Origin of the sequence: Klebsiella sp. WP3-W18-ESBL-02 (assembly GCF_014168815.1) — a bacterium.
GTDB lineage: Bacteria > Pseudomonadota > Gammaproteobacteria > Enterobacterales > Enterobacteriaceae > Kluyvera > Kluyvera ascorbata_B.
This window is the reverse complement of sequence record NZ_AP021972.1, coordinates 3,940,958-3,953,066: the sequence shown is the minus strand read 5'-3', so window position 1 is coordinate 3,953,066 and position 12,109 is coordinate 3,940,958. Positions and strand designations below refer to the sequence as shown.

Annotated in this window: 16 protein-coding genes; all 16 read left to right on the top strand. The window is 55.7% G+C overall.

What is annotated here, in order from left to right; genetic code table 11:
• Nucleotides 1-94 precede the first annotated feature (94 nt).
• From H7R56_RS18890 to H7R56_RS18815, 16 genes are read left to right on the top strand one after another with little or no spacing between them, the layout of a single operon-like run.
• Nucleotides 95-613 (top strand): Rha family transcriptional regulator, encoded by a 519-nt coding sequence (locus tag H7R56_RS18890; protein ID WP_001064347.1) that lies wholly within the window; start codon nucleotides 95-97, stop codon nucleotides 611-613.
• A 60-nt stretch (nucleotides 614-673) separates the two neighbouring features.
• Nucleotides 674-1,294 carry a putative metallopeptidase gene (locus H7R56_RS18885; protein WP_016243560.1) on the top strand — a complete coding sequence of 207 codons (621 nt, stop codon included), beginning with the start codon at nucleotides 674-676 and terminating at the stop codon, nucleotides 1,292-1,294.
• Between the two features lie 31 nt (nucleotides 1,295-1,325).
• Nucleotides 1,326-1,799 carry a DUF2280 domain-containing protein gene (locus H7R56_RS18880; RefSeq protein WP_016243561.1) on the top strand — a complete coding sequence of 158 codons (474 nt, stop codon included), beginning with the start codon at nucleotides 1,326-1,328 and terminating at the stop codon, nucleotides 1,797-1,799.
• A 2-nt stretch (nucleotides 1,800-1,801) separates the two neighbouring features.
• The gene (locus tag H7R56_RS18875; protein WP_182928346.1) at nucleotides 1,802-3,424 is read left to right on the top strand and encodes a TerL protein; all 1,623 of its coding nucleotides are present in this window, start codon (nucleotides 1,802-1,804) and stop codon (nucleotides 3,422-3,424) included.
• A complete protein-coding gene (locus H7R56_RS18870; RefSeq protein WP_108961698.1) occupies nucleotides 3,424-4,893 on the top strand; it encodes a DUF1073 domain-containing protein in 1,470 nt (489 codons plus the stop codon). Before H7R56_RS18875 ends, H7R56_RS18870 begins: the two co-directional genes overlap by 1 nt.
• Before the next feature lie 13 nt (nucleotides 4,894-4,906).
• Complete coding sequence (locus H7R56_RS18865; protein WP_044702608.1) at nucleotides 4,907-5,515, top strand: phage head morphogenesis protein; 609 nt, start codon at nucleotides 4,907-4,909, stop codon at nucleotides 5,513-5,515.
• A 14-nt stretch (nucleotides 5,516-5,529) separates the two neighbouring features.
• Entirely contained in the window at nucleotides 5,530-6,762 is a 1,233-nt protein-coding gene (locus tag H7R56_RS18860; RefSeq protein WP_182928345.1) for a DUF2213 domain-containing protein, read from the top strand.
• A gap of 4 nt (nucleotides 6,763-6,766) precedes the next feature.
• The gene (locus H7R56_RS18855; RefSeq protein WP_006120173.1) at nucleotides 6,767-7,270 is read left to right on the top strand and encodes a structural cement protein Gp24; all 504 of its coding nucleotides are present in this window, start codon (nucleotides 6,767-6,769) and stop codon (nucleotides 7,268-7,270) included.
• Nucleotides 7,271-7,281: 11 nt separating this feature from the next.
• Entirely contained in the window at nucleotides 7,282-8,223 is a 942-nt protein-coding gene (locus tag H7R56_RS18850; protein ID WP_021241729.1) for a DUF2184 domain-containing protein, read from the top strand.
• Between the two features lie 41 nt (nucleotides 8,224-8,264).
• A complete protein-coding gene (locus tag H7R56_RS18845; RefSeq protein WP_006120171.1) occupies nucleotides 8,265-8,654 on the top strand; it encodes an STY1053 family phage-associated protein in 390 nt (129 codons plus the stop codon).
• Complete coding sequence (locus H7R56_RS18840; RefSeq protein WP_044702581.1) at nucleotides 8,620-9,027, top strand: DUF4054 domain-containing protein; 408 nt, start codon at nucleotides 8,620-8,622, stop codon at nucleotides 9,025-9,027. Before H7R56_RS18845 ends, H7R56_RS18840 begins: the two co-directional genes overlap by 35 nt.
• Nucleotides 9,024-9,578, top strand: coding sequence for a hypothetical protein (locus H7R56_RS18835; protein WP_044702580.1), 555 nt, complete (start codon nucleotides 9,024-9,026; stop codon nucleotides 9,576-9,578). Before H7R56_RS18840 ends, H7R56_RS18835 begins: the two co-directional genes overlap by 4 nt.
• Nucleotides 9,565-9,954: a hypothetical protein gene (locus tag H7R56_RS18830; RefSeq protein ID WP_044702579.1), complete on the top strand. Its 390-nt coding sequence runs from the start codon at nucleotides 9,565-9,567 to the stop codon at nucleotides 9,952-9,954. The genes H7R56_RS18835 and H7R56_RS18830 overlap by 14 nt, the downstream gene beginning before the upstream one ends.
• Nucleotides 9,929-10,492: a phage neck terminator protein gene (locus H7R56_RS18825; RefSeq protein WP_044702578.1), complete on the top strand. Its 564-nt coding sequence runs from the start codon at nucleotides 9,929-9,931 to the stop codon at nucleotides 10,490-10,492. The genes H7R56_RS18830 and H7R56_RS18825 overlap by 26 nt, the downstream gene beginning before the upstream one ends.
• Nucleotides 10,493-10,495: 3 nt before the next feature.
• Nucleotides 10,496-11,656: a DUF3383 family protein gene (locus H7R56_RS18820; RefSeq protein WP_044702577.1), complete on the top strand. Its 1,161-nt coding sequence runs from the start codon at nucleotides 10,496-10,498 to the stop codon at nucleotides 11,654-11,656.
• Between the two features lie 10 nt (nucleotides 11,657-11,666).
• Nucleotides 11,667-12,107: a DUF3277 family protein gene (locus H7R56_RS18815; protein WP_000257257.1), complete on the top strand. Its 441-nt coding sequence runs from the start codon at nucleotides 11,667-11,669 to the stop codon at nucleotides 12,105-12,107.
• Nucleotides 12,108-12,109: the final 2 nt, after the last annotated feature.

Genomic DNA, 12,109 nt, shown 5'->3' with positions numbered 1-12,109 from the left:
AGTAAGCGAGCCTGAGAAATGCCGTTATAGGTGGCGACCTCTCTCGGGCGGCTTTTCTGTGAGACAGGCTCACTTTCTAAAAGGTAAAGACGCTATGAATAATCCGTCAGTTATTCCGGCCTTCGACTTCCGCGAAATGGTCACGACCCTCGACAACAAGATAATCACCACATCACTCAAGGTGGCGGATTACTTTGGCAAGCGACACAAAGACGTTTTGCGTGCCATACGTAACCTGAAATGCTCCGATGACTTCACCCAGCGCAATTTTGCGCCCATTGATTTCATTGATAAAAATGGCGATGTTCAGCCTATGTATAACATCACCCGCGACGGATGCATGATGCTAGTGATGGGATTCACTGGCAAAACAGCTGCCGCAGTGAAGGAGTGTTACATCAATGCCTTCAACTGGATGGCCGAGCAGCTAAACCGGCGCATGGCGATGGGTGAAGAATTGCAGCATCGCTACGCCATCAAAGAAACGCGCTCAAAGCTGAAAGGCACGATCGGAAGCCGTTTGATGAACGAGCGGAAGAAAGAGAAGCGCGTCCTGGAGCTCGAACATGAGCACATCATGCAGGTAACGCAGCCGGAATTACTTATTGGCTGATCGCGGCATTACAGAAGCCCTTCATTGAGGGGCTTCGATAATGGAGCACTGGAATTATTCATGAACAGACCACACCCACCAGCGCATTTTACGATGCCACCTGACCCGAAGCCGTACATCAGCATTATGCCCGCTAATGACGTTGGCGAGTGGCTGAATCAGCACATCCTGAGCGATGAGGGTGACCTCTACAACCATGACCACCAGCATTTGCTTGAAGCGGATCTGTGCTTTCTCTGGGCGTCTAACGCTTTCGAGAAGAAAGGGCGTTCCGTGCTGGGGCAGGCGGAAGAAGTGGCCATGCGGGCTGGAGGCTGGCAGAAAGCGCGGATGGAGCAGCAGATGTATGAATGGTTCGGCAGGGTGCCGCAGTTCATCATCACGCTGGCCGCTGATTACTGCTCGCAATGTTCCGATCTGGAATTCTGTGCGCTGATAGAGCACGAGCTTTATCACATCTGCCAGGCGACAGATGAATTTGGCGCGCCGAAGTTCACGCAGGAAGGGCAGCCAAAGCTGAAGCTGCGCGGCCATGACGTGGAAGAGTTTGTGGGCGTGGTTCGCCGTTACGGTGCAAGCCGGGACGTGCAGGAAATGATTGATGCGGCGAATCAGCCAGCGGAGGTTGCTCATCTCGATATTGCCAGAGCGTGCGGGACGTGCATGCTGCGACTGGCTTAAATACTGGACTGTATAAGACGAATGGTGATTTATGGCTGCATTAAAACCTGATGTGAAAGCCTTCATCATTCAGTCGCTTGCGTGCTATGACACGCCATCGCAGGTGGTCGAGGCTGTCCAAAAAGAATTCGGGATCAAGATTACCCGCCAGCAGGCTGAATCTCACGACCCCACGAAGGCCAGCGGTAAGACGCTCGCCAAAAAGTGGATCGAGATGTTCCACGCGACGCGCGAACGGTTCCTGACCGAAACCAGCGACATTCCGATCGCGAACAAATCCTATCGCCTCCGCGTGCTTGACCGCATGGCAACCAAAACCGAGGGGATGAAAAACTTCTCCCTGACGGCGCAGCTGATTGAACAGGCCGCGAAAGAGGTTGGCGACGCTTACACCAATAAGCTGAAGGTTGAAAGCACTGGCAAGGATGGCGGCCCGATCAAGACCGAGACGACCAACCTCACCGCAGATCAGGCCGCAGAGATTTACCGCAAGATGATGGGGTGATCATGCCTCTCCCGTTTGAATTCGATTTCAGAAACCCTGATTACCAGATGGTTTTTGAATGGCGGATGGATCGCTTACAGCGCATTCGCCAGAACCCTGAAATGCTGCCAGCGCTAAAGCAGTTTTACCGCACCAACCCGGCACAGTTCATCATCGACTGGGGTATGACGACTGACCCGCGTAACATCGATTATGGCCTGCCGGTCACCATCCCTTTTCTGCTGTTCCCGAAACAGGAAGAATGGATTCACTGGATCATGGAGCGGCGCGAACGGCTGGAGAACGGCATCACCGAAAAGAGTCGCGAAATGGGGCTCAGCTGGACGGCGATCGGGCTGGCTTGCTCGCTCTGCCTCTTCAACAAAGAAATGGTCATCGGCTTCGGCTCCCGTAAAGAGGAATACGTCGACAGCACCGGAGACCCGAAGGCGCTGTTCTGGAAGGCGCGCAAGTTCGTGGAAACGCTGCCCGTCGAGTTTCGCGGTTCGTGGGACGAGAAGAAGCACGCGCCGTACATGCGCGTTGAGTTTCCCGATACTGGCGCGGTCATCAAAGGCGAGGCTGGCGACAATATCGGTCGTGGTGACCGTACCACCCTCTACCTGGTGGATGAGGCTGCATTCCTCCAGCGTCCTCTGCTGATTGACGCGGCGCTGTCGCAAACCACCCGCTGCCGTATCGACCTGAGCTCGGTTAACGGCATGGCGAACCCGTTCGCGCAGAAGCGTCACGGCGGGAAGATACCGGTATTCACATTCCACTGGCGAAATGACCCGCGCAAGGATGAAGAGTGGTATCGCAGGGAATGCGAGAAAATCGACAATCCGGTGGTGGTGGCGCAGGAACTTGACCTGAACTACAGCGCATCTGCGGAAGGCGTCCTGATCCCGTCCGACTGGGTACAGGCTGCCGTCGACGCGCATATCAAGCTGGGCATCCAGCCAACGGGCAAACGACTGGGCGCGATGGACGTCGCCGACGAAGGCCGGGACAAAAACGCCTTTTCGACCCGTCACGGCTTCCTCCTGGAGAACGTGCGGGAATGGTCCGGCGTGGGAAGCGACATTTACCAGTCCGTTGAGAAGGTCTTCGGCTTTTGCGAACAGGACAACCTCGAAGAGTTTCGCTTCGACGAGGACGGTCTGGGCGCCGGCGTTCGCGGCGATGCGCGCGCTATCAACGAACTGCGCAACGCTGCGCGCCGACCGTCAATACTCGCCACACCGTTTCGCGGTAGCGGCGCGGTGTTTGATCCGGACGACGAAGCGGTGCGCGGCGACAACGGACAGGCCGCCCGCCTGAACAAGGACTTCTTTGCTAACGCCAAGGCCCAGAGCTGGTGGCAATTACGCAAGCTTTTCCAGAACACCTATCGCGCCGTGGTTGAGGGAATGGCCTACAACCCGGACGAAATTATCTCAATCAGCAGCGCCATGGCGAGCAAAGACAAACTCATCATCGAGCTGTCGCAACCGACCTATTCCATTAACGGTGTGGGGAAAATCGTTGTTGATAAACAGCCTGACGGCACCAAGTCGCCGAACCTCGCCGACTCGGTGATGATCAGCTACGCGCCAATGAATTCAGCCCTGAACATCTGGGAGCTGCTAGGGAGACAGGCCTGATGGCACGAAACAAGCAAGCCTCTCAGCGAACGGCGCAGGCCACCGCTGATGGCTATGAAAACTTTGTCGCCCGCGTGGGGATGCAGACGCCTAACCAGCACTCAGCATCGACCTACCGGGCGAACTTCACCAGCCGCAACCGCATGCTGGTGGAATGGTCATATCGCGGATCGTGGGTTATCGGCGAAGCGGTCGACGCTATCCCGGACGATATGACCCGGAAAGGCATTCGCATCACTTCGGAGATTGACGCCAAAGACCGTGGCACCCTCGAAGCGCAGCTGGATGAGTTGCAGGTCTGGGATGCGCTGAACGACGTGCTGAAATGGTCGCGTCTCTATGGCGGCGCGGTTGGCTTCATCATGATTGAGGGGCAGGCACCAATGACCCCGCTGCGGCTCGAAACTATTGGAGAAGGCAAGTTTAAGGGCATTCTCCCGCTCGACCGCTGGATGATTAACCCGGTGCTGACCCGCCGCATTAAAGAGATGGGGCCGGATCTCGGCAAACCTGAGTTTTACGACGTGGTGACAACTGCAACGGGCATCCCGGCCTGGCGCATCCATCACAGCCGCCTGATTCGCTTCGATGGGGTGACGCTGCCATTCCAGCAGAAGATGACCGAAAACGAATGGGGAATGTCGGTTGTAGAGCGTATCTGGGATCGGCTTACTGCGTTCGACAGCGCCACTGTCGGCGCGGCGCAGCTGGTCTATAAAGCGCATCTGCGCACCTACAGCGTGGAGAAGCTGCGCGAGCTTATAGCGCTTGGCGGCCCGGCGTTCGAGGCGCTGCTGAAGAACATCGACCTGATCCGCCAGTTCCAGAGCAATGAAGGCATGACGCTCATGGACTCGCGGGATAAGTTCGAAACCCACCAGTACAGCTTCAGTGGTCTGGATGACATTCTTTCGCAGTTCGCTGAGCAGATCAGCGGTGCCGTCGGCATCCCGCTGGTACGCCTGTTCGGTCAGTCCCCGAAAGGCTTCTCTACTGGTGACGCTGACCTCGCCAACTATTACGACCGGGTGAGCTCATTGCAGGAGCGCCGCTTACGGCTGCCGATGCGCCGGATACTGGACATTATGCACCGCTCGGAACTCGGTAAGCCGCTGCCGGACGATTTCACGTTTGAGTTTAACCCGCTATGGCAAATGTCTGACGTTGACCGCTCAACGGTGGCCGTAAACACCACCACCGCGATCAGCACCGCGCTGGGCGACGGATTGATGACGCGTAAGGCGGCAATGACCGACCTGCGCGAAAACTCTGACGTCACCGGTATCGGGGCATCCATTACCGACGAGGATATCGAGAATGCCGAAGACGAAGCTCCGCCAGGCATCGGCGAACTTGGCGACAAACCGCCAGAGCCGACAGGCGGAGATCCGATATCGAACGAGCCTACGGCAGATAGCGCGGGCGGTCGGGGATATCGTAAATGGTCGCTACGATGGTTCAAACGATAGCGTCACCGAAATAATGGATGCGCTGGAGCGCTACAGCGAAATCATCACCCCCTGGGCGACGAAGGTTGCTGAGAACTTTACCGCCGACATTGCGCGCCAGAATGAAAAGCAGTGGCGTCAGCACAGCCGGAACATCAGCGCAGAGCTGTGCAATATGGTCGACCGCGCCCCGGTAGGCCAGGTGATGAAATCCATCGTCGCCGAGCAAATTAAGTACATCAAGTCACTACCTCTTGAGGCCGCCGATCGGGTGTATGACATTCAGAACAAGGCCATCGAGGCCGTTGTGACTGGTGGACGCGCTGAGCCATTCGCGAAAGAGATAGCGGCATCAGGTGACGTGTCACGCTCGCGAGCGAACCTTATCGCACGTACCGAGCTTGGACGCGCAACCGGCGCGCTGGATCAGGCGCGTGCGCTGTCTATCGGTTCAAATGGTTATATCTGGCGTACAGCCGAAGATGGCGACGTCAGACATTCTCATCGGGAGATGGAGGGTAAATTTGTCGAATGGGGCCGACCTCCAACGCTTGACGGCATGACCGGTCACGCTGGCGAGCTCCCGAACTGCCGCTGTTACAAAGAAATCGTCTTCCCCAATCCTCATTCTTATCTCGCCTGAATCGCAGGTAAAACATGAAATATTTTTTCAATACCCGGCTGGGGGAAACCCGTTATCAGCTGGCTGACGGCTCGCTGCTGTGCAAAGACGTGCCGATAGGTCGAACGGGTAAGCAGCTCTACGGCGCTGCCGATCTGCCAAACCTCAAACCCGACAAACTCGGCGAGATAGTCGTAACGCGCTCTCCTGAGCAGGTATTCCATCCGGCCACGCTCGCCTCATTCGAAGGGATGAGCATCACGATCCTGCATCCTGAAGATGAAAACGGGAATGTGCGGCTGGTGAACCCCGAGAACTGGAAAGAGCTTGCGGTCGGGCATCTTCAGAACGTGCGGCGCGGGACAGGTGATCAGTCTGATTTGATGCTGGCTGACCTTATCGTCAAAGACGAAAGCGCCATTCAGCTTATCGAAGATGGCCTGCGCGAAGTGTCGTGTGGCTATGACGCGGAGTACGAGCAGACCGAGCCAGGTAAAGCCGAGCAGGTCGATATTACCGGAAACCATGTGGCTCTTGTCCCTAAAGGCAGAGCCGGAAATCGTTGTGCAATTGGAGACAGAGACACAATGGCAAATCAAAAGAAAAGCTGGTGGACCCGCATGCGCACGGCCATCAAAACGGGTGACGCTGACACCATGAACGAACTGCTGGACTCTGCGCCAGCGGCTGTAACGGGTGATGAAGGGGATCTTCCGAGCGGCGTTAACCTCAACATTAACCTTTCACCGCAGCAACCATTACCGGACAAAAAGCCGGAAATGGGCGGAGAGCCAACCGGCGACGGCGAGGACGATATCAAAACCTTGCTCAAAGCCCTGCTGGCTAAGCTGGAAGGAAATGCGACGGGCGATAACGACAATAAGCCTGGCGAAAATGATAACAAAAACCCGACCGGCGACGACGAGGACAAAGAAGAGGAAACCACGATTACCGGTGACTCTGCCTATCGTGCCGAGGTTATCGTGCCGGGTATCGATCTGAGCCGTAAGGTGAAACCGACCGCGTTCAAACGTGATGTGCTGGCTGCCGCTGACAAAACACTGGTTCGCCAGGTTGTCGGTGATGTGGATATCCGCAAATTGCCCAAGCAATCGGTAGATATGGCGTTTAACGCCGTGTCAGAGATTGCCAAAGGGCGAAACACCCGCACCACCACTGGCGATGCACAACGTCCAAATATGGGCATGACCAGCATCGCTTCCCTGAACAAACAAAACGCCGACTTCTGGTCTAACCGCAAAGGATAATCCAATGACTGCATATCTGTACCGGATGCCTGTTGGCATTGCCGGGGCTATCTCTCGCCCGCAGGACTTAACCGTCGAACCGGTGATCCTTAAATCCGCTAACGCCTTCGCTGCCTATGGTCTGGCTGGAAAATACGACGCTGACGGCTTTTTCGTGCCGCTGGCGGACGGTGACACCGCCGACAAGGTGAAGGGTATCTACGTTCGTCCGTATCCAACCACATCGCAGCCAGACATGGTTCGCCAGGTGGGGACGGATAAGAACTTCCCGGGCGACGCCATGAAGCGTGGCTACATGACCGTTAACCTCGGATCTGGATTCGATGCCAGTACCATCAAAAAAGGCGCGCCTGTCTACGTGGTTGTTTCGCTCGATTCAACCATTGACGTGCCGCTGGGCGGCTTCATGTCCACGTCCGTCAGTGGCAAAAACGTGGCGCTGACCAACGCCGAATTCACAGGGGCCGGTGACGCTAACGGCAATGCAGAAATCTCCTGGAAGATTTAAGGAACAGACGAATGATTACTTTTGATCAGGCAACCGTTGATAGCTCTGGTGCCTTTCTCATCGGGGAGCTGGAGCGACTCGACCAGACGCTGAACCTGCCGCTGGTGGGTTACACCTGGACCCGCGATATTCAGCTGCGTGAAGACGTTTCTATCGCAGATGACATTTCCAGCTGGACTAACACCAGCTTTGGCGCGGCGGGAACTGGCGCAAATCCGAACGGTAAAAACTGGGTAGGCAAAGACTCCACTGCTATTGCTGGCGTGAACGTTGATATCGGCAAAGATGGCAATCCGCTGAACCTCTGGGGCATGGAACTGGGCTGGACCGTTGTAGAGCTGGCAGCAGCTCAGCAGGTAGGTCGCCCGATTGATACCCAGAAGTACGACGGGATGCAGCTCAAATGGCAGATGGACAACGACGAGCAGGTTTACATTGGCGATGATGCGCTCGGCCTGAAAGGGCTGGCAAACCTTGTCGGTGTGACGCTGAACAATGCGCCGAAGACCTGGGCGAACTCCACCAACGACGAGATTCTCGATAGCGTGAACAGCATTCTGTCGAATGCCTGGGCAGCATCCGGTTATTCCGTCGTGCCTTCTGATCTGCGCATTCCGCCAGAGCAGTATTCATTGCTGGCGAGCCGTAAGGTTTCCGAAGCGGGTAACCAGTCACTGCTGACCTATCTGGCCGTGAACACTATCGCTTTCCACCAGAACGGCGTTCCGCTGGAAATCAAAGCGGTTAAATGGCTGAAAGGGCGCGGGGTTGGCGGTAAAGACCGTATGGTCGCCTACACCAACGACAAGAAATATGTGCGCTATCCGCTGGTGCCGTTGCAGAGCGTTCCTATCCAGTATCGCGGTCTGTACCAGATTGCGACCTACTACGGCAAGCTCGGTGCGGTTGAGCCAGTGTACAAAGAAACCCTGTCCTACGTGGACGGTATCTGATAACCAGAACGGCCCCGAAAGGGGCCAGAAGGAAACTGAAAATGGCGAAAGAAAAGCTGGTTACCATCCATGTTCACACTCCGTTTACGCTGACGCTCGGCGATCAGTCAAAACAGGAGTTTGGCCGGGGGCGGCATAACGTACCGGAAGAGGTCGCGTCTCACTGGTTCACCCAGGCGCACTCTGAGCTTTCCGAAAGCGTGATTAGCGACACCGATGATCTGCAACCCATTATCGACAGCCTGCAAGCGCAGATTGCCGACAAAGATAAGCAGATTGTCGATAAAGATCAGCTGATTGCCGATCTGAAAGAAGCGCTGCTCAAGCTGCAAGAGCAGAACGACAGCCTGCAAGCACAGATTGCTGCCGCCCAGACTGGCGGTAATGGGGCGAAAGATGCCAAAGAATCAAAGCCTGCCAACAGTAAGTGATTTTCGCCGCGACTTCCCGCAGTTTGCTGACCCTGCCAAATATCCCGAAGCGCAAATCCAGTTTCGTCTGAATCTGGCCGATGTGCTGCTAAGCGAAAACGTCACCGGCAAAAAGTTGTTTCCGTATTTTGCCGAGTTGTTCGTTGCGCACTACATGACGCTTTGGGCGGCAGATAGCCGGGCGATGCTGGTTGGCGGCCCGGGCGGTTCAACCAATGGTGTTCAGTCCTCTAAGTCCGTTGACAAGGTAAGCGTCAGCTATGACACCAGCGCGACGCTAAACCCTGACGCAGGCTTCTGGAATAACACCAGATATGGCGCTGAATTTTATCAGCTGATCACGATGTTCGGTGCGGGCGGTCGCCAGCTATGAGTTTCAAAAGCGGTGTAACAACGAGGGTGGATAACGCTCAGGCCATTCTGGATGCGCTCAGGTCGCTAACCAAAAAGGATGTGCTGGTCGGCATCCCTTCGGAAGACAGCGAGCGTGAAGATGTTCCGTTTGGCAATGCCGGGATCGGTTACGTCAACGAATACGGCTCACCAGCGCAAAACATCCCCCCACGCCCGCACCTGATCCCCGGCGTTAAATCGGTAGAGGAACAGACAGTGCCGCAGCTTAAAGCAGCGGCGCAGGCTGCGCTTGATGGTAATGCGGCGGGTGCGGAAAGAGCGCTCAACCGTGCAGGTACAATGGCAGCAAGAGGTGTGAAAAATTACATCAAAGCTGCCGATTTTACTCCGCTTGCAGATAGCACCGTTGAAGCACGCGCGCGCCGTGGTCGCAAAGGTGCGAAAGCGGAACTTGCGCGACGGACTGCTGGTGAATCTCCGGGAACCGCTTTGGCTAAGCCTCTTTACGATACTGGCAAGTATATTGCCGCGATTACCCATGTTGTGAGGGATAAAGATGCCGACTCTTGATGTAACAGACGTGCTTTTTGACCCCGATTTTTGCGACTTCAACCTGTGGGTAACACGTCGCGCGCAAACGGTGGACGATGACGGGATCGGCAGCGACAGCGAAGTTAAAACGCAGTTTGCAGGGGTTGTTACCGTTGACCGCTCTTTGGAAAACCGCCGCATGCAGGCCGGGCAGGTTATCAGTGGCGCGATTCTCATTGTGACGACTGAGCGACTCACGCAGGGGCAGACTGGCCGTGATGCCGATATCGTGACGTATCAGAACCGTGATTATCGTGTGACGTTCGTCGACCCGTATACCGCTTACGGTGCTGGCTTCGTCCAGGCACATTGTGAACTGTTGCCGTTTGATGGGGGTAATCCCGTTGAGCAATAACACCAGCACAGAGCGCGGATGGCTGACACCCACCAGCGGCGATCCGGATTATGACGAAGCGCTCGACAGGCTGTTAAGCCAGTGGATGCGCAACGTTTCCGGCTTGCCGGCTGGGATGGTTCGCCCGCGCTGGCAGAAAGAACAGCCATCACTACCGTCAGTTGAAACGAACTGGTGTGCGTTCGGCGTTACCGGGTGGCCCATTGATAACAGTCCTGCATTCACCAGGCAGACCGATGAGGGCGCTCAGCTCTGGCGGCATGAAACGTTCGAGTGTATGGCGTCGTTCTATGGTCCGGCTGGCATGTCTTATGCGTCCCGTTTTCGCGATGGCATATCTGTCCCGCAAAACAATGCTGAGCTTAACGCGCTTGGTTTGTCCCTTGGCGACTATACCGGTCTGACCCCTTTCCCCGAACTTATCAACCAGCAATGGGTTCGCCGCTACGACATGACGGTGCGCCTGCGCCGGAAGGTTGTGCGCGAGTACGGCATTAAATCGCTGGTGGAAGCGCCAGTCACCTTTTTTGGAGAATAAATTATGACGCAGGGCTTACCTGTATCCAACGTTGTAAACGTTGATGTGATCATCTCGCCGAAAGCGGCTACTGGTCGTAACTTCGGCGCGCTGCTGATCCTCGGTTCTTCCACTGTCATTCCGGTGCAGGAGCGCGTTCGCCTTTATGCGTCCGTTGAGGACATTGGCGAGGACTTCGGAGTCGACAGCCCGGAATATGAAGCGGCGCAGGTTTTCTTCAGCCAGTCGCCGAAGCCGACGCAGGTTTATGTTGGCCGCTGGGCGAAGACTCTGACCTCTTCCGAAGGTGGAAGCGTGGAAACCATTGTGCAAGCTGTTAATGCCTGCCTGCAATATACCAACTGGTATGGGCTGGTTGTCGCTGATGATGTTGCTGATAGCGCTGATGTGCTTGATGCTGACGACGTGATTGAGGTTGCTAAACTCATCGAAGCGTCCAGTTTGAGCCGCATTTTCGGGGTAACATCTGCCGACGCCGAGATTATCAGCACGACTTCGACGACCGATGTTGCGTCGAAATTAAAGGCTGGCAAGTATGCCCGTACCTTTATTCAGTATTCCACCAGCAGCCCTTATGCGGCGGTTTCTGCTTTCGGTCGTGCGTTTACTGTCAATTTCAACGGCAGCAATACCACCATTACCCTGAAATTCAAACAGGAACCAAGCGTAACCTACGAAACGCTGACGGTAGGACAGGCTGCGTCTGTGGATGCGAAGAATGCGAACGTGTTCGTGTACTACGCCAACGACACGGCGATCCTGCAACAGGGAGTCATGGCGAACGGCGACTTCTTCGACGAGCGCCACGGGCTCGACTGGTTGCAGAACTACGTTCAGACCAACCTCTATAACCTGCTTTACACCAGTACCACCAAAATTCCGCAGACTGATGCCGGTGTGACCCGTCTGCTTTCCAACGTTGAACAGTCCATGGATCAGTCCGTCACGAACGGTCTGGTAGCTGCTGGCGTGTGGAATGGTGGCCCTATCGGACAGCTGAATTCCGGCGATACGCTGACCAAAGGCTATTACGTGTATGCGCAACCGCTGTCCGAACAGGCGCAGGCCGACCGCGAAGCGCGCAAAGCACCGTTAATCGAGGTGGCCTGTAAGCTGGCTGGCGCAGTTCATTATGCCGATGTGCAGATCAACGTGGTTCGCTAAGGAGCGATAAATGGCAACTTATTCTTTTCTCGATGTAACCGCGTCGCTCACCGGGCCGACCGGCGTTATCGATCTTGGTCAGGGTTCTGCGAACTCTGAGGAAGGTATCACCCAGACCATGGGCGGCAACAAGAACACCATGACCATCGGTGCCGATGGCGAAGTGATGCACAGCCTGCACGCCGATAAGTCAGGCACCATTACGGTGACGCTGCTGAAAACCTCCCCCGTGAACAAGAAGCTGTCTCTGGCGTATAACGCGCAAAGCCAGTCCTCTGCCACCTGGGGCAATAACGTGATCGTCATTCGCAACACGGCATCGGGTGATATTTCTACTGCGCGTTCGTGTGCATTCCAGAAACAGCCTGATTTCAATAACGCCAAAGAGGGCGGGACTGTTGCCTGGGTGTTCGACTGCGGCAAGATTGACCAGCTGCTCGGGGAGTTTTAACG

Coding starts and splice junctions, on each gene's coding strand:
- H7R56_RS18860 (WP_182928345.1), top strand. CDS start 5,530: ATGAAATATTTTTTCAATACCCGGCTGGGGGAAACCCGTTATCAGCTG.
- H7R56_RS18875 (WP_182928346.1), top strand. CDS start 1,802: ATGCCTCTCCCGTTTGAATTCGATTTCAGAAACCCTGATTACCAGATG.
- H7R56_RS18835 (WP_044702580.1), top strand. CDS start 9,024: ATGAGTTTCAAAAGCGGTGTAACAACGAGGGTGGATAACGCTCAGGCC.
- H7R56_RS18845 (WP_006120171.1), top strand. CDS start 8,265: ATGGCGAAAGAAAAGCTGGTTACCATCCATGTTCACACTCCGTTTACG.
- H7R56_RS18825 (WP_044702578.1), top strand. CDS start 9,929: ATGGGGGTAATCCCGTTGAGCAATAACACCAGCACAGAGCGCGGATGG.
- H7R56_RS18840 (WP_044702581.1), top strand. CDS start 8,620: ATGCCAAAGAATCAAAGCCTGCCAACAGTAAGTGATTTTCGCCGCGAC.
- H7R56_RS18885 (WP_016243560.1), top strand. CDS start 674: ATGAACAGACCACACCCACCAGCGCATTTTACGATGCCACCTGACCCG.
- H7R56_RS18880 (WP_016243561.1), top strand. CDS start 1,326: ATGGCTGCATTAAAACCTGATGTGAAAGCCTTCATCATTCAGTCGCTT.
- H7R56_RS18830 (WP_044702579.1), top strand. CDS start 9,565: ATGCCGACTCTTGATGTAACAGACGTGCTTTTTGACCCCGATTTTTGC.
- H7R56_RS18820 (WP_044702577.1), top strand. CDS start 10,496: ATGACGCAGGGCTTACCTGTATCCAACGTTGTAAACGTTGATGTGATC.
- H7R56_RS18850 (WP_021241729.1), top strand. CDS start 7,282: ATGATTACTTTTGATCAGGCAACCGTTGATAGCTCTGGTGCCTTTCTC.
- H7R56_RS18815 (WP_000257257.1), top strand. CDS start 11,667: ATGGCAACTTATTCTTTTCTCGATGTAACCGCGTCGCTCACCGGGCCG.
- H7R56_RS18855 (WP_006120173.1), top strand. CDS start 6,767: ATGACTGCATATCTGTACCGGATGCCTGTTGGCATTGCCGGGGCTATC.
- H7R56_RS18890 (WP_001064347.1), top strand. CDS start 95: ATGAATAATCCGTCAGTTATTCCGGCCTTCGACTTCCGCGAAATGGTC.
- H7R56_RS18870 (WP_108961698.1), top strand. CDS start 3,424: ATGGCACGAAACAAGCAAGCCTCTCAGCGAACGGCGCAGGCCACCGCT.
- H7R56_RS18865 (WP_044702608.1), top strand. CDS start 4,907: ATGGATGCGCTGGAGCGCTACAGCGAAATCATCACCCCCTGGGCGACG.